This window comes from Virgisporangium aliadipatigenens, from assembly GCF_016863615.1.
Classification (GTDB): Bacteria; Actinomycetota; Actinomycetes; order Mycobacteriales; family Micromonosporaceae; genus Virgisporangium; species Virgisporangium aliadipatigenens.
In genome coordinates, this window is sequence record NZ_BOPF01000025.1 from 1 (window position 1) to 20,805 (window position 20,805).

Genomic DNA, 20,805 nt, shown 5'->3' on the forward strand with positions numbered 1-20,805 from the left:
ACCCGAATTCCTCCCACCCCCTTACCTGGATCCGCAGAGACGGCCACGCCGCAACATCTACCACCGACGGCCGTGACGCTCGGCGCCGAATCGTGCCAGCATGGCGGCGGCGGATGCGACCGGGGGTCAGATCGTGGGTTCGTACAACCTGCTCCAGGCCGAGCTCCAGTGCCCGCATTGTGATGAGCGCGCGGCGTGCGAGGTGGAGTTCCGGCTGGGGTTGCTGGACCTGCGGACCTACCGGTTGGGAGAGCCGCTCCGGTGGGCCGGCGGGCGCCGGGACAAGCCGCTGCGGTGCCCGGACAGGGGCGACGCCACCGGTGCGGGCTACACCGTGTGTCCCGTCTGCGAGCGGGACTTCTGGGTGCGGCTCGACGTGGTCGGCGACAGGATCGTGACGGCCGTTCCCGACCCGGACCGGTCCGGCTATCTGACGTAGCGGGGCCGTTCAGACGACGATCGCGTAGACGACGATGTTGTCGGTGTAGTGGCGTTCGCGACGGTTGAAGTCGCCGCCGCAGGTGATCAGCCGCAGCTCCGGCCCGGGTGTCGCCGCGTGCACCTCCGCCGTGGGGAAATCGTCCTTCGGGTACTGCCGCACGGCCACCACGGTGAAGCGGACCGTGCCCGAGTCGCGTTCGACGTCGATGGTGTCGCCGGTGCGCAGGCGCGGCAGGTCGAAGAAGACGGCGGGGCCGTTCGTCGAGTCGACGTGGCCGACGATGACCGCCGGTCCCGGGTCGCCCGGCGCGGTGCCGCCGTCGTACCAGGCCGCCTGGGCGTAGTCCTTCGGGGCGGCGATCGCACCCGCCTGGTCCAGCCCCACCGTGCCGAGCGGGACGTCCATGCCGAGCGCGGGAATCCGCAACCGTTTCGGCGGTCCGGCCGCGGCTGCTTCCGGCGTGCTGACCGGCGCGGCCGTTCCCCCGGGAAACCAGCGGGTGGAGGCCACGGAGCGGGACCAACCGACGGTGGTGACCGCGACGAGCGCCGCGGTCACCACCAGGAGAACGGCCACCCGGATCCGGGTCATGTCGCCCGGCGTCGCACGATCAACAGGCCCGCCGCCACCAGCATGAGCGTGCTGAGCAGCATCATCGGGAACGCCATGTCGTCCGGCCGCGACCCGCCGCCACCGGTCGCCACGCCGCCCTCCGGCATGCTCCCGTCGCGGCGGGCGTCGGTGAGGATCGTGGCCTTCACGCCGCCGCTGGTGTCCTCGGTGACGAGGATGGAGTACACGCTGCCGGAGGCGACGTTCTGCTGGAGCTTGACCGCCTGGCCGCCCGACGGCGCCACGCTGAACGTCCGCCCGCCCGCGTCGACCTCCTTGTAGCCGGTCGCGCTCGCGAACGCCACGCTCGACGCGATCGCCGGCCCGCCCTCGACCGTCACGTCCAGCGTGCGCTGGGCGGCCTGCACGACGCGCACCTTGCCCTTGTTGGCCGCCGGCGGCGTCCGGTCGTCCTCGATGACCCGCGCCTCCGACTTGTCCGGCGAACCGATCCGCGCCACCGTGTAGCCCTTGCCCTCCACCACCGTCACGGAGGTGCTGAGGACGGGCGGGCTGTTCGGCGGGTCGCCCGGCTTGCGCATCGACACGGAGTAGGTGCCGGCCGGCAGCGACTTGTACGCCGACACCGTCCCGTACTTGACGGCCGGCAGGGTCTGCAGCACGTCACCGGTGACGGAGTTGAGATGGATGTACATGTCGCACTCGATCTTGTCCGGCACCAGGTGCGCGAGACGGACGTAACCGACGCCGGCCGCCTGCGCGGGTGCCGCCGGTAACAGGAAGAAACCCGCGGCGATTGTGGTGGTGGCGATGGATGCGGCGACCCGGCGAAGTAGGGACACTGGTCCTCCCGGCGGAATAGGAATGCGGTCTGCGGAAATCTTTCCGCCGCGTATTCGGATGGGACAACGGCCGTTCCGGTCTGCATTACAGATAAGCGGCGGAACCCGTTCAGGGCTCGGCTCGATCGGGTACGCGACATGCCATAACCATTTCGGCCGGCCGTCATTGGGCCGGACGGAAACCGCCGATCACCACGGAGAGATCCTGGCGGTTGTTCTTCCAGTCGTCGTCCCAGGTGCACCAATAGACGTCGTAAATGCGAGGACCGCTCGTCTGTGAATGGATCTCGGCGCGCATGAGATCGTCGCCGAGCTTGAACGTGAATTCGAGTCCGGTCGGGAATGCCGACTCCGGGCGGTCGATGACGGCCACCCGCTGGTACCCCGGGAGCGCCCGCGCCCGCTCCTCCACGGCGCGGATGTGGGCGGCGGGGTCGTCGCCCGCCGGCGATACCCGCACACCCAGGTAGACCGCGCCGTGCGGCTCGGCGAAGCAGACGCCCGCCGGGTTCTGGGACTGCTGCCACTCCTTGAGCACCGGGATGCGGTACCCGGTCGGGTCCTCGTGCCAGCGCCAACGGTCGTCCAGCGTGAACGCCGGTTTCGCGGCGGGGGCGCCGGCGGGAGCCTGTTCGCGGGTGGCGCCGGACCAGCACGGGTCGGGTGGGCCGGCACTCGTCAGCGAACCGTCGGCCGGCTGGCTCGTCGCCGGGGTGGCCCGCCCGGGACCGCTCCGATCCCCCTTGCGGAACGACGCCACGGAGAGCGCGAGCGCGACGATCGCCGCCAGGGCGACGGCGAGCACGACGGCCCTCCGCGCACGCGTCCCGCGCCGCCCGCCCCGGCCCGGTACCTGACGCTCACGCTCGACATGCTGCGGCTCGGCCCGGCCCGGCGCCGCCCGCCCACGCTCGGCGCGATCGTGCTCGGGACGGCCCGGCGTCGCGGGCTCCGGTGGCTCGGCTGCCGGTGGCTCGGCGGTCGGTGTCCGGGCGGGGCGGTCGGGCACGATCGGGGCCGCTCGGCCGGTGGCCGCCGGGACCGCGGGCGGCTCGGGCGCGACGGAGGGGCCGGCGGGGGAGGTCGTCGCCGGTGGGGCCTCGGCCGGAGGCTGTGCCGGTCGGGCGGGTGCTGGTCGATCGGGTGCGGGCGGCGGCGGGGGCCAGCTCGTGGCGGGCGGATGTGCTGTGGCCGGCGGCCGGAGCGGGGCTCGCAGCCCGGGCTCGGTGTGCCGGGCGGGTGACGGCCGCTCGGCTTCGGTGTGCGGGGTGGACGGCGGTCGCGTGGGGGCGGCTGCCCAGCCGTGCCCGTCGATCTGCTGCCGGTGGGACTCCCGGTCCGCCGGCGGTGTGGTGCCCGGCGTGGCTTGCTGTGGACCTTCCGCCGGCGGGACCGGCGGCCGCGGGGATGCTCCGGCAGGTGCGGACGCCCGCTGACGGAGCTGCGGGCCGGGCGGCGGCGGTGCGGGTGTGGAGGCCTGCGGTGCGTTCGGGTCGGGCGCCGGGGACGATGACGGCCAGCCGGGTGGGAGCGGCAGCGGCAACTGCGGGGTGGGCGGCTCCGGCGCGGGCCGGTGGGGCGCCGCCGGCGCTGTCGCGGGCCCTGGCACGCCGCTCGTCGGGGAGGCCGGGCCGCTCATGGGCGCCGGGTCGGGTTGCCGGGGTGCGGCGCGACCGCCGGGGTGCCATGCGTGGCGGGAAGGCGGTCCTGCCTGCTGCCACGGGTCCTCGGCGCCCGGTGCGCCGGTGACCGGCGCGGGCAGCTCGGAGCGCGGCGACGCCGGTGAATCCCACGTCCGGTGCTGCGGCGCGGTGGCGGCCGACGCACCCGCGACCGGGTCGGGCTGCGGGGCCGGCCGCCAGGCCGGTGGCTGGTGCGGGGCGGCGCGCTCCGGCGGTGGGTTCGTCGGCGACGGCGCCGGTGATCCGGACCGTTGTGCCGGCCACAGGCCGTGCGGCGCTGCGGCCGGTGCGCCGCTGGTCGGCCGGGGAGCCAGGGTCCCGGACGGGTGCGGTGCCGGCCACGGTTCGGGCGGGGCGGAGCCGGGTGGCTCGCCGGCGGGTGGTGGCGGTGCCGGCCACGGGCCGGGTGGGGGGTAGCCGTTCGGTGGGGCGGAGACGGGTTGGCCGGGCTGGTGCGGGGGCCACGCGTCGCCGACGGGCGGGCGCGGTCCGAGCGGCCCGGGTCCGACCGGTGAGCCGGGTGCGGCGGGCGATCCCGTCGGGCCCGCGCCGTCGGGCGGACCGAAGGGACCGGGCGCGTCCAACGGTCCGGGCAGGCCGGGCGGGTACTGTTCGGCGCCCGGTAGTGCGGCTGCGGCGCCGACCCCGCGCACCAGCACGCTGCCCTCGGCCACCACGAGTTCCGGCTGCTCGATCACCGTGGGCGGGTTGCCCAGTGTGCGGTGGACGAGGGTGCTGACCAGGGGCAGCCGGCTCGAGCCGCCGACCAGGAAGACGCCGGCCACCCGGGACACGCCGGTGCGCCGCACCAGGGCACCGGTCAGCCGCACCGTCTCGTCGAGCAGCGGCCGCACCACCGCCTCGAACTCCTCGCGCGTCACGTGGACGTTCCGGTCGAAGCCGGGCACGTACAGCTCGGCGGTCGGATGGCGGGAGAGCCGTTCCTTGGCGCCGCGCACGTCGTCGCGGAAGAGCCGGCGTTGGCGGCGTTCGTGGCTGGTGGCGGGCTCCTGCAGGCGGCGCCACGCGGGCGGGTCGTGGTGCGAGTGCTCGGCCACCAGGAAGTCGATCAGTGCCTCGTCCAGGTCCAGCCCGCCGATGTCGTCCCGCCCGTCGACGGCGAGCGTGCGGAAGCCGTACACGGTGCGTTCGAGCACGCTGACGTCGAACGTCCCGCCGCCGAAGTCGTACACCACGACGGCCGACCCGACGGCCATCCGATGCCCGAGGACCTGCGCGAAGTAGGTGGCGGCGGCGACCGGTTCCTCGATGACGCGCACGTCGGGGAAGCCGGCCCGGGCCGCGCCCGTCACGAGGATCCGCCGCCGGCGCGGCCCCCACGCGGCGGGGCAGGTCAGCGTGATGGCGGTGAGCGGGACGCCGGCCGTCCGGGCCGCCTCGTCGGCCACCAGGCGCAGGACCGCCGCGATGACGTCCTCGACCGGGAACTCGAACTCCCCGAGCAGCACGCTGCCGTCGTCGATGCGCCGCTTCGGGTTGGGTTCGTAGCGGCCGGGGTCGATCCGCGAACTGTTGACCGCGTCGCGGCCGACCACGAGCCGCCCGTCCGGCTCGGCGTAAACGGCGGAGGGCAGCAGCGGTGAACCGTCGAAAAGGAGCACCTTGGCGCGACCGTCGGGCCAATGCAGTACCGCGACGGTGTGCGAGGTGCCGAAATCGATTCCGAGGCGGAAACCCGTCCGGTCCACATCCGCACCGTAGCCAACCGATGCCCGTCGCGCTATCGGCCCCGGCTGTCGCCAATGCGAATAAGAATTGCGTCTACAGAGTTGCCAGCGCGTCCATCAACAGCGGCAGATATCCGCGGCTGTGGCCGCGGGCGTTCGGGTGGATCGAATGTGAGAGTGCGCGCATTCGCACCGGATTGATCCAGGGCGTGGAACTGCCCGCCTCGTGCCCGGAAAAAGCCGTTCTTACGTCCACGAATCGGATTCCCATCGATTCGGCGACCTGAGCCTGCACCTCGGCGAGTTGGTCGGCGACGCCGTTGATGGCGGCGCGGCGTTCGGGGCCGATGCGCAGGCCGAGCGAGCCGGTGGGCGCGAACAGGCGCGGGTAGCCCAGGGCCACCACCGTCGCGTCGGGCGCGGCGGCGCGGATGCCCCGGTACAACTGCGCGAGCCGCGGGGGCAGCGCGCGCCGGGCGCGCAGCGAGGAGCCGCCGGCGGCCCAGCGGCAGGCGGCGGCCGTTCCGAAGAAGCACTGAGCGAGGGTCGGCGTGAACCCGACGTCGTTGCCGCCCGCGGTGACGGTGACCAGTTCGGTGCGGCGGTCGAGCTGCGGAACCTGGCGCACGATGACGTCGGCGACGCCGGCGCCGCTGCAGGCGAGGTGGCGCAGCCGCAGGTCGGGCAGCCGTTCGGCGAGCAGCCGGGGGAACGCGTAGCCGCTGCGCAGGCACTCCCGGCTCGACCGGTCGAACGCGCTGGTGCCGACGCCGGAGGAGAACGAGTCGCCGATGGCCATGTAGTTGAAATCAGCACTGTAGCGCCGCTGGCCGATCATGTGGGGAAAGTATCATTGCCCCGTAAACCGGACGTAAAAGACTAATGGTTTCCCCAGCCGTGTCCGAGCAGTTCCTCCGCCCGGGCCGTCATCTCGGCCACCACCGTCGCCGCCGGCAGGACCCGGTCGACCAGACCAACCCCCTGCCCCGCCGGCAACGCCATCTCCTCCAGGTCACCGGTGGTCATCGTGGTCGGCGGGATGCTGTCGAACCGGCGCAGCTGCATCCGCTCGCCGTTCAGGTCGAGCTGCCCTACCGTCGGACGTTCCGCGGTCTCCCGTGCGGCGACCCGGTCGTGCCACTCCCGCACCACCTTGGTGCGCAGCACCCGCATCGGATTGAACGCCGGCTGCTCCGGCCCGAACAGCGACGTGCTCACCGTGTCCGCACCCGAGGCGCGCACCAGACGCGCCTTGTACCCGTCGTGCGCCGTCGACTCGTGCGTGGCCACAAAACGCGTTCCCACGAAAACACCGTCGGCACCCAGCATGAGGGCGGCGGCCAGCCCGCGCCCGTCGGAGATCCCGCCCGCGGCGAGGACCAGGGCCGGCCCCACGGCATCGACCACGGCGGGCACCAGCACGAACGTCGGCAGCGCCGACGCGCAGTGCCCACCCGCCTCGCGGCCCTGGGCCACGACCACGTCCACGCCGTCGTCCACCGCGCGCAGCGCGTCATCGACCGACCCCACCTGCTCGAACACCCGCACCCCGGCCGTGTGCAACCGGTCCAGCCACTCCCGCGGCGGATGCCCCCAGTGGAACGACACCGCCGCCGGGGCCGTGGCGCACAGCGCGTCGACGTGCGCCGGCGTCGCGAACGGCGTGATCAGGTTGACGTGGAACGGCTTCGCCGTGCCGGCCCGGATCCCCGCGACGGCCGCGTTCATGGCCGGCACCGGCAGGATCCCGACGCCCAGCGCGCCCAGCGCGCCGGCGCGGCTCACCGCCACCGCGAGATGTGGCGACATTCCGACGAACGCCATTCCCGCCTGGGCGATCGGCGTCGACAGTTCATAGGCTTCGGTGAACCGGGTCCGCAACGTCATCACCGCACGGTGCCGCGATCAACGGCGGTGGGCGTGGCGCCCGGTGCCCGCGGATGTGGCAACGCGTGCCACCGTCGCAGGCCCGACAGGGGGATCGATGCCGTTGACGTGGAGCACGCTCAGTTCGCCGCCGTCGCGTCAGTTCGCGCACTGGCGGGAGCTGGTCTGCGAGGCGCTGCTGGACCTCACGCCCGAGTCGCCGCTGCGGGACGGGTTCGCGGGCACGGTGACCCAGTGGCCGTTCGGCGCGGTGACGCTGGCCCGCATCGACTCGCAGTGTCAGCTGGTGCACCGCACCGAACGCGACGTGGCCCGCGCGCCGCGCGGCGGCTACTACGCCAACCTGCAGATCCGCGGGACCAGCCTCATGCACCAGGACGGGCGCACGGCGGTGCTGCGCCCCGGCGATCTGGCGCTGGTGCACGCCGACCGGCCGTTCCGGTTCGAGTTCGGCGGGGATTTCCGGCAACTGTCGCTGTACGTGCCGCGCGACCTGATCGAGTCGGCCGCGTCCGGGGCGCCGCGCACCGCCGTCCGGGTCGACACGGCGACCGGTGTCGGCGCCGCCGTGCGGCACGCGCTGATCGCGTTGAGCCGGCCCGGTCTGGAGGCCGGTGCGGCGGCCCGGCTCGCCGTGCTGACCGGCGGGATGCTGGCCGTCATCGGGGAATCCGCCGTCCCGTCGGGTCCCGCCTCGCCGCGTTCCTACCGGGCCGTCGTGGCCGACATCGAGGAGCATCTCGGCGACGACGACCTGTCGCCGGCGGCCACCGCGCGAAGGCTGGGCGTGTCGGTGCGGTGGCTGCACCGGCAGTTCGTCGGGCGGGAGCGCTCGTTCGCTGGTACCGTGCGCCGGATGCGGCTCGAACACGCCCTGCGCGCACTGCGCGATCCGGCCCTGAGTCACCTGCGGGTGATCGACGTCGCGGCCGAGGCGGGGTTCGGGGACGTGAGCAGTTTCCACCGGGTGTTCCGGCGGGAGTTCGGCAGCACGCCCGCCGAGGTCCGGCGCGGAGGGCTCGGTATCTCGGACCGGACGGCGTAGGCCAGGGGAGGGAAGATCCATGGCCTCCCGGATCGGGGACTTCGTGGGCGACCCGTCCGCGCCGGCCGTCCTGCTGCTCGCCGGCACGGAGCCGGAGCCGTTCGATGGGCGTTGACGGCCGGATCGTGCGCGTCGGCGACACCGTGCGCCGGCCGTTGTACCCGTGGAGCGACACGGTGCACCTGCTGCTGGAGTACCTGGAGTCGATCGGATTCCCTTATTCGCCAAGGTTTCTCGGCATCGACGGGGACGGCTTCGAGGTCCTGTCCTATGTGGACGGTGAGTCCGGGGCGGACGGCTGGGCGCCGGTCGTCGGCGACGCCGGCCTCGTCGCGATGGCCCGCCTGCTGCGCGACTATCACGACGCGGTCGCCGGCTTCACACCCCCGCCGGGCGCGGAGTGGTCCACGCATCCCGGCCCCGTCGGCGAGGGCGAGGTCGTCTGCCACGGCGACTTCGGCCCGTGGAACCTTGTCTGGAAAGGCGATCGCCCGATCGGCATCATCGACTGGGACCTCGCGTGGCCCGCGCCGCCGATGCACGACGTGGCGTACGCGCTGGAGTACGTGGCGCCGTTCCGCGACGACGCCGAGGCCGTGCGGGCGATGCGCCACCCGGCGCCACCCGACCGCGCCCGCCGGGTCGAACGCTTCGCCACCGCCTACGGGCTCACCGACACGTCCGGCCTCGTCGACGCGGTCATCGCCCAACAGGAACTCGTCCTGTCGCGCGCGCACCGCCTGGCCGACGCGGGGGTGCAGCCGCAGGCGGGCTGGCGGGCCGCCGGCGACTTCGACGCGGTGGTCGAACGCATCGCCTGGAGTCGCGCCAATCGCGCGCTTTTCCCCGGCCTTTGAAACTGCCTCGAATAAATGCTTGCAGCGGTTGCGTGGGGGGCTTACCTTTGTAACCACGCAAGCAACGCCCACCGGGATCCAGGTAGTGGAGCCCCACGCAGAAGATCAGGAGGAGTGCCGTGTCCGCGAAGCAGACGACCTTTGGTCCGATGAACGAGATTCGGCGTCCAGCCTGTCAGCCTGCGGGTTTCCGCATGTCTGAAGCCCGCGAGGCGGGTATGGGTCGGTGGGCCGGCTAGAGCGCATCCAGCGCGCAGCCGCCGCCCCTCCCGATCCGGGACCGGGCGGTTTTTCTTTTCCCTGACTCGATTTCCATGAGTCGCAATGGCTCTGGCTCGCTTTTCTTCACGCTTTCCAGGCGTGCAATTCTTCGTGCTCAATTATGCCCGCTGCAATGCGGGAATCGATCGTTGAGAACTTCATAGTGGATGGTGCATATCCGGAGCGGGGGAGACGGAAACCCGCGTGCGTTGGAAGCACGAGACACCCCGTTCGACTCGGGGGTTCCGGACGATGGGCTTGTGGCGCAGTCGGTAGCGCGCCGGTACGGCACACCGGAGGTCGGCGGTTCGAATCCGCCCTTGTCCACGCAACTGTCCCTTGTGGACAGTCCTGCCTCTCGAGCTCGGATGGTAGAGCGCGCGGTTGAAGCCCGCGAGGTTGCCGGTTCGACCCCGGCGGGAGGTACGCCAGTAGGCGCACAGCGCACCACGCCCGTGAGGTTGAGGTAGGTAGACCCCTGGACTCTCACTCCGGAAGACCGGGTTCGACCCCCGGACGGGCGACGTACACGCCTTCATAGCGGCGTGCAGTTATTGGTAACACTGCCTTCGTAGCTCAGTTGGTCAGAGCGCGGTCCTGGTACGACCGAGGTCGCCGGTTCGAATCCGGCCGATGGCTTCGCGGTTGTAGCTCAGTCGGTCAGAGCGTCGTCTTGCCATGGCGAAGGCCCCGGGTTCGAGTCCCGGTAACCGCTCGTAGTTCTTGTACCACCAGTGCGGGCTGGTGCAACCGGCAGCACGACCGGCTCTGGACCGGTCGATGGGGGTTCGAATCCTCCGCCCGCAGCGCAACACCGCAGTACCGCATCGCAGCAGTACCGCATCACACAGCACCTACGGGCTCGTAGCTCATTCGGTAGAGCACCCGCCTCGCACGCGGGAGGCGGCCGGTTCGAATCCGGCCGGGTCCACGCAGTACCAGCAAGCCACGCAGTACAAGCAAGCCACGTACTACCAGCAAGCACTGTCGCCGTAGCTCAGTCGGTCAGAGCACTTCTCTGATAAGGAAGAGGCCGGTGGTTCGAGCCCACCCGGCGACACGTGGCGCGCCCGCGCGACACCAGCAAGACCCGCCTCTGTAGCTCAGTGGAGTAGAGCACCGGTTTACGGCACCGGGTGTCGGGAGTTCGAATCTCTCCAGGGGTACGCAACACCAGTCCTGGTCACGGATCGTAGCGCAGCTTGGCAGCGCACTCGCTTCGGGAGCGAGGGGTCGCCGGTTCAAATCCGGCCGGTCCGACGCAAGGGAACGATCGTGTAGGCAAGATCTGTGCCGCTAGCTCAGCGGGTAGAGCTGCTGACTCTTAATCAGTATGTGCGGGGTTCGAGTCCCCGGCGGCGCACCAGCAGGGTAGAGGAGCTCGGTCGTCCTCGCCGGTCTCATAAGCCGGAGATCGTGGGTTCGAATCCCACTCCTGCGACGGATGCACGCGACGCGTGCACGGCAACAGCGCAACACGGCAACAGCAACACGGCGCGGTGGACGAATGGAAGAGTCGCCTGGCTTTCACCCAGGAGCGTTGCGGGTTCGAGCCCCGTCCGCGCTACGCAGCATCGTCACTGGAGGAGCCGGTCCGGCTACGGAGACGCCGTTGGAATCGGCGTAGGCCCGCGAGGGCCTCGTGGGTTCGAATCCCACCTCCTCCGCTCTGCAGGTGTAGATGTGCAAGTGCCCGCACCCGCGGGCGATCCGCCTTCGTAGCTCAGTGGAACAGAGCACCGGCATCCGAGGCCGATGGTCGCTGGTTCGAATCCAGTCGAGGGCACGCAACACCGAAGTACCGCTGCGACACCCATGGCCGTATGCCCGAGGGGTTAGGGACCCGTCTGCAAAACGGAACACGCCGGTTCGAATCCGGCTTCGGCCTCCAGCCCTGAAGAACCGCACCGTCCACTATGGAGCATCTCACCGCGCAGGCGGAGCGTTGGCTGCTCGGCCACCCCTCATAAGGGCGGAGTGCCCGGTTCGACACCGGGGCCTGCGACCGTGCACCGCCCTGCGGGAGAAGCTCGCAGGATGAGCGCGTGCAGAACGCGTGCGTGCCCCCGGGCACCCTGGACGCATGATCGTGGTACTGGCGGACGCGTCGATCGCGATGCGGGGGGTCGCGGCCGCACTGGCGGGGTTCCCCGATCTGGGACCGGTGGCCGTCCGCACCGACAGCGGCGGCCTGGCACCCGGCGACGCCGCACCGGCGGTCGTGATCGCCAACCCGCAGAGCTATGCGGTCACCCGTGACCTGCTGGAACACCACCGCGTCCTGGCGTTCTGCGCCGGCCCGGACCGGCCGGAGCCGGCGGCCCTGCTGGCGGCCGGCTTCCGTGGCTACCTGACCGCCGACTCCTCGGTGCGGGAGCTGGCCGACGCGGTGCGGGCGGTCGCCGCCGGGCACCGCCACCCGCTGGGGCCGCCGAGCGCCGACCGCGGCGTGCTGACCGGCCGGGAGGCGGAGGTGTTGCGCTCCGTCTCCTCGGGCCTCACGCACAAGGAGGTGGCGCGCCGGCTCGGCCTGTCGAAGCTCACCGTGGACACGTACGTGCAGCGGGTCCGGCACAAGCTGGGCGTGGGCAACAAGGCGGAGCTGGCCCGGGCGGCGATCCGCTACGGGCTCATGGACTGACGGATCCGCTCGCGCATCGGGCGCCGTTCGAGGGCGGCGATCGCCTCCTCGACGAGCCGGCCGAGCGGATACTCCAGGTCCGCGTCGAGCGTCGCGGCCGCCGCCACCGTTGCCGACCATTCCGTGTGAACGAGCGGGAGCAGGCGTTCTCCGCTCTCGGTGAGGGTGACGACGCGGGTGCGGGCATCGGCGCCGGCCGCGACGGTAACCAGTTCGCGGCGACGCAGCTCCGCCACCGTCTGGCTGGCCGCCGAGTGGGTCACGCCGATCGTGGTGGCCAGGTCCCGGATCGACATCGGCCCCGCTTCGAGGATCCGCAGGTACGGGGCGAACCGGGGCTTGATGCCCGCGACCCCGAAGTCCGTGTACACCGCGGCGACGTCGCGTTCGAGCATGTCGAGCAGGTGGCGCATGCGCGTGCCGAGGAGTTCCATGGCGCCAATCTAACAGCACTGTTACATTGGCTCGCATGGAGAACGGCATGCTCGACGTCGGCGACGGCAACCACGTGTACTGGGAGGTGCGCGGCAATCCGGACGGCAAGCCCGCGGTCGTCGTGCACGGTGGCCCCGGCGGCGGCTGCGCCAACCACTCGGCGCGCGAGTTCGACCTGGAGCGCTACCGCGTGGTCCTGTTCGACCAGCGCAACTGCGGCCGCAGCACCCCGCACGCGAGCGACCCGAGCACCGACCTGACGCACAACACCACGCAGCACCTGATCGCCGACATGGAACGCCTCCGCACCCACCTCGGCATCGAGAAGTGGCTGCTCTACGGGGGTTCCTGGGGGTCGACGCTGATCCTCGCCTACACCGAGGCCCACCCCGAACGGGTCAGCGAGATCGTGATCGTCGGCGTGACCATGAGCCGGCGCATCGAGATCGACTGGCTCTACCACGGCGTGCGGCGCTTCTTCCCCGCACAGTGGGAGGCGTTCCGCGCCGGGCTGCCCGCGGCCGACCGGGACGGCGACCTGGTCCAGGGCTACGCCCGCCTGCTCGAACATCCCGACGCCGCGGTCCGCGAGAAGGCCGCCCGCGACTGGTGCGCCTGGGAGGACGCCGTCATCTCCCAGGAGCCCAACGGCGTTCCCGGCGCGTACAGCAGCCGGCCCGGTCCCGACCTGGTGGCGATGGTGCGCATCTGCGCGCACTACTTCTCGCAGGGGGTGTTCCTCGAGGAGGGCGTGCTCCTGGCCAACGCGCACCGCCTCGCCGGCATCCCGGGCGTTCTGATCCACGGGCGGCTCGACATCAGCGGGCCGCTCTACACCCCGTGGGAGCTGACCCAGGTCTGGCCCGACGCCGAACTGATCGTCGTCGACGACGCCGGGCACACCGGCAGCGACGAGATGCGCGCGACGATCCGCGCCGCGCTGGACCGGTTCGCGCCCGCTAACGCGGGTGCCGGTAGCGGGTGATCCACAGCCCGGGCAGCACTTCGGCGTCCTCCACCGGCACGAAGCCGAGGCCCTCGTACAGGGCACGCGCCGGGGTGTTGGAACGGCCGGTACTGACGAGCGTCCGCCGTTCCCCCGAATGATCGAGGACGGCCCGGACCAGCGCGCGGCCGATGCCACGACGGTGGTACGCCGGGTCGACGACCAGCCGGTCGATGTCGACCTCGACCGGGTCGTCGGCCCACGCGATCGCGCCGGCGAGCGTCTCGCCCTCGTACGCGGCCAGCCACACCAGGTCGGCGGCGCGCAGTTCGGCGACGCTCTCGTGCAGCGGGGGAATGCGGTCGTCGCCCATCAGCGCCGCCTCGACCGCGTACGCGGCGCGCTGCACCGCCATGAGGGTGTGCGCGAGCGGCTCGTCCTGCGGCGGGTCGACCAGGGCGAGTCTCACTTGAGATAGTCGGTCAGCGCGGCGGGGGTGAGGCCGGCCGCGTGGATCGCCTCCAGCGCGGCGAGGAAGTCGTCCACGTACGCCGGCCGGAAGTGCATGAGCAGGATGTCGCCGGCCGCCACCGAACCGCCCGACTGGTACTTCACCTTGCCCTTGTCCACGGTCTCCCGCCAGAACAGCGCCGCGCGCATGCCGCAGTCGTGCACCGCCTTGAGGGTGACCGCGTCGTACTCGCCGAACGGCGGGCGGAACAGCGTCGGCCGCCGCCCGAACCAGGCACCGAGCTGATCGGCCGAGCCGCAGATCTGGTGCTTCTGGAACTCGTACGACTTGCCGCGCAGGCTCGGGTGGCTGATCGTGTGCGCCTCGATGGTGGCGCCGGCGGCCTGGAGTCCCTTGAAGAAGTCGGGGTTGTCGCGGATGGCGTCGATGGTGAGGAACAGCGCGACCGGGATCCGAGCCGCGAGCAGCAGCTTGACCGCCTCCGGGTTCTTCTCCCAGCCGTCGTCGATGGTCAGGAACGCCACCTTCTGCGTGGTCGGGATGGCGCCCAGCCACGGCGCGGCCGGCCCGCTCGGCGGCACGTTGACGGCCTCGGCCGGCGGCGCGGGCTCGAACTTCGGCAGCCGCGCGGCGAGTTCGGGGCGCAGGTCCACGGGCGGCGGTGCGTTCGACGACGGCGATGCCGGGACGGGACCCTGCGTCGGCTGCGAGTTGGCGGGCGCGTCGCGGAAGACCCCGCGCGGCGCGCCCGGTGCGGCGGCGCTGCCCACCAGTACGGCCAGCGCGGCGGCGACGGCGAGCGCGGCACGCCCGACCGGCCCGAACGCATCCTTCAACAGCCGCACACGTGCCCCTTCCGGTCACCGCCCACGATGTGCAAGACGGCACGGACCGGGGGAACCGTTGCAGCGTCGCCGAAGAATCTAGCCGGGGCCACAGCGCGTGCGTCGGCGGACGGGGGAGAAGTGCGCCCGGGAGCTACGCTGACAAGCCTTCCGATACGGGAGGTGAACGGGCGATGGCCGGGCGTGGCGAGCCGTGGCCGTTCCGGGTGGTGCGGCGGGCCTGGCTCCCGTGCGCGATCGTCGGATTCGTCGCCGTCATGACGGTCGGCCCGGGCACCGGACTGTTCGCGTCGCCGCCGCATCCCCCGCCGGACGACCCGTGCGCGCTCGTTGCGGCCGACCTGCTGGCGCGGCTGGTGCCCGGTGCCCGCGTCGACGAACGCGTCGTGCGCACGGGGCGGTACACGACGTTCGCGGTGTGCGCGTTCCGCAGCGGCGAGGGCGCGCCGGCGGTGGGCCTGCTGTGGCTGCGGGTCGAGCGCCACGGCGATCGCGGCGGTCAGGATCCCGGGCAGCACGCGCAGGACGGGTTCGCCCGGGGCAAGCGGGCCGAACTGGCCGGCGGCGTGCCGGTGTCGGACCTGCGGGGGTTGGGCGATTCGGCCTACGTGGCGGGTCCCTCCCCGGCCGGCGGCACGGTTTCGTCCTCGGGCGGCGGCCCGGGTTCGTCCCCGGTGGAGGTGACCGTTCGGGTGTTGCGCGGGGATCTCACGCTCGCCGTGCGCTATCAGGCGGCGCCGAGCGAACCGGTTCTCGTGGCGGGTGGGGCCGTGGCGGCGGCCCGGGCCGCGCTGGAGCGGGTGCCGTGAAGCGGGCGTTCGGGTGGCTGGGGCTGCTGGCGTTGCTCGCCGGTGCGGCGCTGGTGGTGTGGCTGACGTTGATGCCCTGGTACTGGAGCCGTCCGGCCGAGGTGCCGCGGGCGCCGGAGACGACGGTGCCGGAGCTGACCGGGGCGCCGTTCACGTCCAAATAGGACATTCGCGGTCGGCGCGTTTCCGGCTAACAAATAGGACATTCGCCGTGGGGCGTTTCCGGCTAAATAGGGACTTCTCGCCTAAGCTTGGCCCAGTGGAGGGGACGCTCGCCGCCGTCATGGGGCTCGTGCGCACCGGCCTGCTGGTGCTCGACCCGGACCGGCGGGTGACGGTCGCCAACGCGGCCGCCCGCGAACTTCTCGGCTGCGACGACTGCGTCGGACGACCGTTCGCGGAGGTGGTCGGTCCGACGCTGGCGAACGCCGTGCGCGACGCCGGTTCCGGCCGCTGGTCGCCCCGGCACGGCGTGATCGTCGAGTGGACCTGGCAGCCGCTGCCCGACGGCGGATACGGCTGCGCGCTGCGGGACGTGTCGCGCCGCCTCGCCGAGCGGGCCCGGCTGCGCCGCCAGAACCGCGCGCTCGCCGAGCTGGTCGCGATGAAGGCGGAGTTCGTCGCGGCGGTCTCGCACGAGCTGCGCACGCCGGTCACCTCGATCGCCGCCCTGGCCGAACTCCTGCGCGACGCGACCACCGGCCCCGAGGACCCGATGGCCGGCCCGCTCGAGGCGATCGACCGCAACTCCCGCCGCCTGCTGATCCTCATCGAGAACGTCACCGAGCTGGCCCGCATCGAGGGCGAGACCGCGCCGCCCCCGCCGGCCGTGGTGGACCTCGGCCAGCTGGTGCGCGAGGCGGTGCAGGGCTGGGCGGCGACGGCGAGCGACGCGGAGGTGAAGCTGTCGCTCGCGGTCGGTGAGCCGGCCGACGTCACCGGCGACCCGGAGCGGCTGCGGCGGCTGTGCGACGCGATGCTCGGCCTCGCGCTGGCCGCCGCCGGCCCCGGCGAACCGGTCGACGTCGCCGTGCGGCCCGGACCCGGCGAGCGCGTGCTCACCGTCCCGATCCGGGGCCGCGGGGCGGACCGCCTCTTCACCGGTGTCGCGGAACGCCACGACTCGACGGCGCTGATGCTGTGCCGCGCGATCGTGGCCCGGCACCGCGGCCGCTTCACGACCCGCACGGTCGCCGGTGCCACGGAACTGGTGGCGGTCCTGCCGAGTGCCTCCGCCGATCTTGCAGGTGTGGCGGCGACATAACCGTCGCGGCCGGGGCGGGTCGGGCACCACAACTGCAAGATCGGCGGGCGGGGGTCAGGCGTCGGTGTGGTCCAGCAGCGTGCGGATGCGCTCCAGCAGCACCGCGGGCTCGAACGGCTTCACCAGGTAATCGTCGGCGCCGGCGTCGAAGCCGGTGCTCACGTCCAGCCACTGGCCGTGCGAGGTGAGGATCAGCACCGGCATCAGCTCGGTGTCGCCGGAGCCGCGCAACGCCCGGCACACCTCGAGGCCGGTCATCCCGGGCATGCTCACGTCCAGGACGGCCAGGTCCGGATGTTCGCGCCGGGCGACCTCCAGGGCGGTGGTGCCGTCGGCGCAGCTGAGCACCTCGTGCCCGGAGGAGTCGAGCAGGTATCCGAGCAGTTCGCGGATGGCGAGGTCGTCCTCCGCCACGAGCACCCTTGACATCGTTCCACCCCGCCCATGTATATGACGAAATTTCAGACTAAAGGGTATCGTGGGGAACGGCGGGACGGACCCCGAGGAGGCCGGCACGATGACCGATGAGCCTCTCGACACCCTGCGCTCGGAGTTTCTGCGCCTGATCTCGCACGAGCTGCGCACCCCGCTGACGGGCATCCGTGGCTACACCGACCTGCTCGGCAGCGAACGCACCGGGCCGCTCAACGACGTTCAGCGGCAGATGCTGGCCATGATCGGATTTTGCGTGCACCGGCTCGACAGCCTCGTCGAGGACCTGCTCGTGCTGGCCAGCATCGACGCCGGACTCTTCGGCCTGGTGCTCGAACCGGTCGAACCGACCCTCCTGTGCGACCGCGTCCTGAAGAGCTACGCGCCCGGCCGGGTGGTGCTGCGCGCCGAGTACGCCGACGGGCTGCCCGTGCTCGACGCCGACCCCCGCCAACTCGAACGCCTCCTCGTCGACCTGCTCGACAACGCCGTGCGGCACAGCCCCGAGGGTGGCACGGTGCTGCTGCGCGTCGAACCGGAACGCAAGGGCCTGCGGATCGCCGTGACGGCCGACGGCGGCGGCACGCCCCGCGACGACTCCGGCGGCCTGCTCGCGCACTACCTGCACGAGGCGGCCACCGGCGAGGCGCACGCCGCCGGCCGCCGCGACACCGGCGACGCCGCGCGGGGGCTGGGGCTCACGGTCGTGCGCGCCATCGCCGACCACCACGGCGGAACGCTCACCGCGCACACCGAGGGCGCCCGCGTCACGGTCGCCGTCAGCCTGCCCGTGCACCCACCGGCCGGCGGCCGCACGGTCATGCGCCACGAACGCCCGCGAACCGACCGGCCGAGAGAATGGCAGGTTCAGCCATGAGAGTGACCCGTTGGCTGCGTGGCGCCGCGCTCGCGGCGGCCGTTCTCGTCGCCGGGATGCTCGTCACCGGCACCGTCACGGCGCTGCTGGCCCTCAAGGAGCGCGAGGCCGCCGACGACGCCATGGACCGCCAGACCGGCCTCGCCGCCGCCGAACTCCAGTCCGAGGTACACCGCTACCTGGACACCGTCGAGACGATCGCCGCCGCGCTCGGCTCGCACGCCGAGGTGACCGCGGCCGGGTTCGCCAAGGTGACCGACGGGGTGCCCCGGCAGAACCTGCCCGGCGCCGTGGCGATCACGTACGTGGTGCCGGCGACCGACGACCGGGTGCCCGCCGTGCGTCAGGCGTGGGGGCTGCCGGCGCAGGCGCTGGGCAGCGGACCGGAGCACCTGATGGGCGTGCTGATCAGGCAGCTGGACGGGCGGCCGACGCCGCCCGGCGGCAAGGATCTCGGTGCCGAGCCGGAGCTCAACGACGTTCTCCGGGAAGCGCAGAAGCGGGGCGGACCCGCCGCGTCGACCGCGGACGTCCTCGCCGACGACGCCACCCTGCCCCGCGGGCAGCAACAGCTCGCGATCAGCCTGGCCACCCCGGTCCGGGGCATCGACGGCGCGCCGCGCGGCTGGGTCCTGCTGGCGCTGCGCGGACAGGGGCTCTTCGCGGCGGTGCTGGAGCGCACGCTGCACCCGGGCGTGAGCGCCACCCTGTCGGCCGCCGCACCCGACGGCGAGCTGCTGCCGGTCGCGGCCGTCAACCTGCCCACCGCCGCGCGGGAACCGTTGCGCGACCGGGCCTTCGTCCAGGTGGCGCAGCGGCAGTGGCGGCTGGACCTGCTCGCCGACCCGCGCCTGATCCCCGGCGGCCACACCGACCGCCCGCTGGCCACCGCGCTCCTGGGCACCCTGCTGAGCGTGCTCTTCGCCGTCCTGGTCCACGTGTTGAGCACCCGCCGGGCCCGCGCCCTGGCCGAGGTCCACGCGGCCACCGCCGGGCTGCGGGCCGCGGAGGCGGACGCCAGGCATCACGCCGCCCTGCACGACGCCGTGTGGAACGCCGTGAGCGAAGGCGTCAGCGTCGTCGCGTCCGACGGGACGTTCCTCCTGCACAACCCCGCGGCGCGGCAGATCCTCGGCGGCGCGGCCGACGCCGGACACGTCGCCGACTGGCCGGCGCACCACGGCGTGTTCAAACCCGACCAGGTGACGCCGTTCCCGGTCGAGGAACTCCCGATGATGCGCGCGCTGCGCGGCGAGGACGCCGACGGCGTGGAGATGTTCGTCAAGAACCCGCACCGCCCCGACGGCGTGCTGCTGAGCGCCAGCGGCCGCCCCCTCGAACTCCCCGACGGCCGGCGCGGCGCCGTCGCCGTCTTCCACGACGTGACCGAGGTGCGGCGGTACCAGTCGGACCTGGCGGAGTTCGCGGCGGTGGTGGCGCACGACCTGAAGAGCCCGCTGACGGCGATCACCGGCTACGCGTCCGTGGCCGCCGACGCCCTGCAGAGCGACCTGCCCAGCGCGGCCGAGACGGCGCGCACCTCGGTCGGCCGGGTCCGCCACGGCGCACTGCGGATGCGGCAGCTCATCGACGACCTGCTCGCCTACACGACCGCCCGGGACGCGCCGCTGCACCTGCGCACCCTCGACCTGACCGAGCTGATCAGCAGCGTGGTCGAACAGCACACCGTCGCCCTAGCCGCGGCCGACCGTCCGGCGCCGCTGATCCGGGTCGGGCCGCTGCCGCGGATGACCGTCGACCCGGGGCTGCTGCGCCACGTCGTCGACAACCTCGTCGGCAACGCGGTCAAGTACACCCCGCCGGGACGGCCCGCCGAGATCGAGATCAGCGCGACCGAGTCACCCGGGCAGGTGACGATCGCCTTCGAGGATCGCGGGATCGGCATCCCGGACAGCCACAAGTCGCACGTCTTCGAGTCGTTCTACCGGGTGCGCCCGACCGAGTACGGCGGCACCGGGCTGGGGCTGGCGATCTGCCGCCGCATCATCGAACGCCACGGCGGCTCCATCGCCGTCGAGGACCACGCCGGCGGCGGCACCCGGTTCCTCGTGACGCTGCCCCGGACGGTCCCGTCGCTCGCCGAAGCCGGTGTGCCGCAACGGGAATCGGTGAGCTAGGGGACTGCCACGACCACCGTGATGCGCAGCGGCGGTTCGGGTGCCCGCAGATCGGCTGTCCTGGATGGACGGTCGGGCGGGGTCGAGGCCGCCGCGCAGGCCGCCAGCGTGAGCACTATGAGGATGCGTCGCATCTGACAACTCCCGGGTGGTGGCTGATCTCGCACCTGGTTCGTCTCCCGTGGCCGGGCGGATGGGCGCCCCGGTATGTCAGAATCGCGTCCGGTTGCGGACGAACGATGTCGGGAGGCAGCGAATGCTGGCCGTGAGCAGCTACGCGCGGGACTACATCGAGGGCCGTCGGGCACGGTTCGACGAGGACGTGGCCGCGTTCCGCGCGGCGGGTGTCGACGACGCCGCGTTCGAGGCGGTGTACTTCAACAACCTGGTCCTGGCGCTGGAACTGTCGTTCGTGCACCGGCTGCGGGCGCTGGAGAAGCAGGACGGCAACGCGCTCAACGAGGTGCGGCTGCTCGCGCACTCGTTGCTGCACCACGGCGGCCGCCTGGTCGAGGACCGGCAGATCACCCTGGACCCGGCGAAGACGGTGCTCGGCTACGCGGTCGGCGACGAGATCGCGGTGCGGGAGGCCGACTTCGTGCGGCTGTGCAAGGCGTTCTTCGCCGAGATCGAGGCGCGGTACATCCCCGCGGAGTGAGGCTCCTGTTC

Annotated in this window: 20 protein-coding genes and 16 tRNA genes; 27 read left to right on the forward strand and 9 right to left on the reverse strand. The window is 72.4% G+C overall.

Annotation, left to right across the window (positions count from 1 at the left end; all coding sequences use genetic code 11):
* The first annotated feature begins 100 nt into the window (after positions 1-100).
* The gene (locus tag Val02_RS29980; protein ID WP_203902619.1) at positions 101-439 is read left to right on the forward strand and encodes a hypothetical protein; all 339 of its coding nucleotides are present in this window, start codon (positions 101-103) and stop codon (positions 437-439) included.
* A 9-nt stretch (positions 440-448) separates the two neighbouring features.
* Here Val02_RS29980 and Val02_RS29985 read toward each other — a convergent pair whose 3' ends face one another.
* The 5 genes from Val02_RS29985 to Val02_RS30005 form a co-directional block, all read right to left on the reverse strand.
* Positions 449-1,033 (reverse strand): class F sortase, encoded by a 585-nt coding sequence (locus Val02_RS29985; RefSeq protein ID WP_203902620.1) that lies wholly within the window; start codon positions 1,031-1,033, stop codon positions 449-451.
* Complete coding sequence (locus tag Val02_RS29990) at positions 1,030-1,857, reverse strand: DUF4397 domain-containing protein (protein ID WP_203902621.1); 828 nt, start codon at positions 1,855-1,857, stop codon at positions 1,030-1,032. The genes Val02_RS29985 and Val02_RS29990 overlap by 4 nt, the downstream gene beginning before the upstream one ends.
* A 163-nt stretch (positions 1,858-2,020) precedes the next feature.
* Positions 2,021-5,248 carry an Hsp70 family protein gene (locus Val02_RS48320; protein ID WP_275415629.1) on the reverse strand — a complete coding sequence of 1,076 codons (3,228 nt, stop codon included), beginning with the start codon at positions 5,246-5,248 and terminating at the stop codon, positions 2,021-2,023.
* 73 nt (positions 5,249-5,321) lie between these two features.
* A complete protein-coding gene (locus tag Val02_RS30000; protein WP_203902622.1) occupies positions 5,322-6,065 on the reverse strand; it encodes an SGNH/GDSL hydrolase family protein in 744 nt (247 codons plus the stop codon).
* A gap of 41 nt (positions 6,066-6,106) precedes the next feature.
* Positions 6,107-7,114, reverse strand: a complete 1,008-nt coding sequence (locus Val02_RS30005) for an NAD(P)H-dependent flavin oxidoreductase (RefSeq protein ID WP_203902623.1) — start codon at positions 7,112-7,114, stop codon at positions 6,107-6,109.
* A 97-nt stretch (positions 7,115-7,211) separates the two neighbouring features.
* On the opposite strand from Val02_RS30005, the gene Val02_RS30010 reads away from it, so the two are divergent.
* The 19 genes from Val02_RS30010 (at position 7,212) to Val02_RS30100 (ending at position 11,918) form a co-directional block, all read left to right on the forward strand.
* Positions 7,212-8,159: an AraC-like ligand-binding domain-containing protein gene (locus tag Val02_RS30010; RefSeq protein ID WP_203902624.1), complete on the forward strand. Its 948-nt coding sequence runs from the start codon at positions 7,212-7,214 to the stop codon at positions 8,157-8,159.
* 104 nt (positions 8,160-8,263) lie between these two features.
* Positions 8,264-9,016, forward strand: a complete 753-nt coding sequence (locus Val02_RS30015) for an aminoglycoside phosphotransferase family protein (RefSeq protein ID WP_203902625.1) — start codon at positions 8,264-8,266, stop codon at positions 9,014-9,016.
* Positions 9,017-9,531: 515 nt separating this feature from the next.
* Positions 9,532-9,604, forward strand: a tRNA-Ala gene (locus tag Val02_RS30020).
* Positions 9,605-9,630: 26 nt separating this feature from the next.
* Positions 9,631-9,703, forward strand: a tRNA-Phe gene (locus Val02_RS30025).
* A 24-nt stretch (positions 9,704-9,727) separates the two neighbouring features.
* A tRNA-Glu gene (locus Val02_RS30030) sits at positions 9,728-9,801 on the forward strand.
* A 41-nt stretch (positions 9,802-9,842) separates the two neighbouring features.
* A tRNA-Thr gene (locus Val02_RS30035) sits at positions 9,843-9,916 on the forward strand.
* 2 nt (positions 9,917-9,918) lie between these two features.
* Positions 9,919-9,992: transfer RNA gene (locus tag Val02_RS30040), tRNA-Gly, on the forward strand.
* Positions 9,993-10,012: 20 nt separating this feature from the next.
* Positions 10,013-10,084 (forward strand) — tRNA-Gln (locus Val02_RS30045).
* A gap of 51 nt (positions 10,085-10,135) precedes the next feature.
* Positions 10,136-10,208, forward strand: a tRNA-Ala gene (locus Val02_RS30050).
* A gap of 55 nt (positions 10,209-10,263) precedes the next feature.
* Positions 10,264-10,337, forward strand: a tRNA-Ile gene (locus Val02_RS30055).
* A 32-nt stretch (positions 10,338-10,369) separates the two neighbouring features.
* Positions 10,370-10,443, forward strand: a tRNA-Arg gene (locus Val02_RS30060).
* 20 nt (positions 10,444-10,463) lie between these two features.
* Positions 10,464-10,537, forward strand: a tRNA-Pro gene (locus Val02_RS30065).
* A 30-nt stretch (positions 10,538-10,567) separates the two neighbouring features.
* Positions 10,568-10,643, forward strand: a tRNA-Lys gene (locus tag Val02_RS30070).
* Positions 10,643-10,718: transfer RNA gene (locus Val02_RS30075), tRNA-Met, on the forward strand. The genes Val02_RS30070 and Val02_RS30075 overlap by 1 nt, the downstream gene beginning before the upstream one ends.
* A 52-nt stretch (positions 10,719-10,770) precedes the next feature.
* A tRNA-Glu gene (locus tag Val02_RS30080) sits at positions 10,771-10,844 on the forward strand.
* A gap of 15 nt (positions 10,845-10,859) precedes the next feature.
* A tRNA-Ser gene (locus tag Val02_RS30085) sits at positions 10,860-10,944 on the forward strand.
* 45 nt (positions 10,945-10,989) lie between these two features.
* Positions 10,990-11,063 (forward strand) — tRNA-Arg (locus Val02_RS30090).
* A 31-nt stretch (positions 11,064-11,094) separates the two neighbouring features.
* Positions 11,095-11,168 (forward strand) — tRNA-Cys (locus Val02_RS30095).
* Between the two features lie 192 nt (positions 11,169-11,360).
* Positions 11,361-11,918, forward strand: coding sequence for a LuxR C-terminal-related transcriptional regulator (locus Val02_RS30100; RefSeq protein WP_203902626.1), 558 nt, complete (start codon positions 11,361-11,363; stop codon positions 11,916-11,918).
* Here Val02_RS30100 and Val02_RS30105 read toward each other — a convergent pair.
* Complete coding sequence (locus Val02_RS30105; protein WP_203902627.1) at positions 11,900-12,352, reverse strand: MarR family transcriptional regulator; 453 nt, start codon at positions 12,350-12,352, stop codon at positions 11,900-11,902. The two genes, Val02_RS30100 and Val02_RS30105, sit on opposite strands and share 19 nt — an antisense overlap.
* A 35-nt stretch (positions 12,353-12,387) precedes the next feature.
* On the opposite strand from Val02_RS30105, the gene pip reads away from it, so the two are divergent.
* Entirely contained in the window at positions 12,388-13,338 is a 951-nt protein-coding gene (gene pip / locus Val02_RS30110) for a prolyl aminopeptidase (RefSeq protein WP_203902628.1), read from the forward strand.
* Here the strand turns inward: pip and Val02_RS30115 are convergent.
* Together Val02_RS30115 and Val02_RS30120 are read right to left on the reverse strand one after the other, a co-directional pair.
* Positions 13,313-13,768 (reverse strand): GNAT family N-acetyltransferase, encoded by a 456-nt coding sequence (locus Val02_RS30115; RefSeq protein WP_203902629.1) that lies wholly within the window; start codon positions 13,766-13,768, stop codon positions 13,313-13,315. The genes pip and Val02_RS30115 overlap by 26 nt on opposite strands.
* Positions 13,765-14,616 carry a polysaccharide deacetylase family protein gene (locus Val02_RS30120; protein WP_239153440.1) on the reverse strand — a complete coding sequence of 284 codons (852 nt, stop codon included), beginning with the start codon at positions 14,614-14,616 and terminating at the stop codon, positions 13,765-13,767. Before Val02_RS30120 ends, Val02_RS30115 begins: the two co-directional genes overlap by 4 nt.
* 173 nt (positions 14,617-14,789) lie before the next feature.
* Between Val02_RS30120 and Val02_RS30125 the strand changes: the two genes are divergently transcribed.
* The 3 genes from Val02_RS30125 (at position 14,790) to Val02_RS30135 (ending at position 16,689) form a co-directional block, all read left to right on the forward strand.
* Positions 14,790-15,425 (forward strand): hypothetical protein, encoded by a 636-nt coding sequence (locus tag Val02_RS30125; RefSeq protein ID WP_203902630.1) that lies wholly within the window; start codon positions 14,790-14,792, stop codon positions 15,423-15,425.
* Complete coding sequence (locus Val02_RS30130; RefSeq protein WP_203902631.1) at positions 15,422-15,589, forward strand: hypothetical protein; 168 nt, start codon at positions 15,422-15,424, stop codon at positions 15,587-15,589. Before Val02_RS30125 ends, Val02_RS30130 begins: the two co-directional genes overlap by 4 nt.
* 95 nt (positions 15,590-15,684) lie before the next feature.
* Positions 15,685-16,689 (forward strand): PAS domain-containing sensor histidine kinase, encoded by a 1,005-nt coding sequence (locus Val02_RS30135; RefSeq protein ID WP_203902632.1) that lies wholly within the window; start codon positions 15,685-15,687, stop codon positions 16,687-16,689.
* A gap of 54 nt (positions 16,690-16,743) precedes the next feature.
* Here the strand turns inward: Val02_RS30135 and Val02_RS30140 are convergent, their stop codons facing one another.
* On the reverse strand, positions 16,744-17,118 hold the full coding sequence (locus tag Val02_RS30140; protein ID WP_203902633.1) for a response regulator transcription factor: 375 nt from the start codon (positions 17,116-17,118) through the stop codon (positions 16,744-16,746).
* Between the two features lie 88 nt (positions 17,119-17,206).
* Between Val02_RS30140 and Val02_RS30145 the strand changes: the two genes are divergently transcribed.
* The 3 genes from Val02_RS30145 (at position 17,207) to Val02_RS30155 (ending at position 20,794) form a co-directional block, all read left to right on the forward strand.
* Positions 17,207-17,998: a sensor histidine kinase gene (locus Val02_RS30145; RefSeq protein ID WP_203902634.1), complete on the forward strand. Its 792-nt coding sequence runs from the start codon at positions 17,207-17,209 to the stop codon at positions 17,996-17,998.
* On the forward strand, positions 17,995-20,136 hold the full coding sequence (locus Val02_RS30150) for a sensor histidine kinase (protein WP_203902635.1): 2,142 nt from the start codon (positions 17,995-17,997) through the stop codon (positions 20,134-20,136). The genes Val02_RS30145 and Val02_RS30150 overlap by 4 nt, the downstream gene beginning before the upstream one ends.
* A gap of 256 nt (positions 20,137-20,392) precedes the next feature.
* Entirely contained in the window at positions 20,393-20,794 is a 402-nt protein-coding gene (locus Val02_RS30155) for a hypothetical protein (protein WP_203902636.1), read from the forward strand.
* The last annotated feature ends 11 nt before the right edge of the window (positions 20,795-20,805 follow it).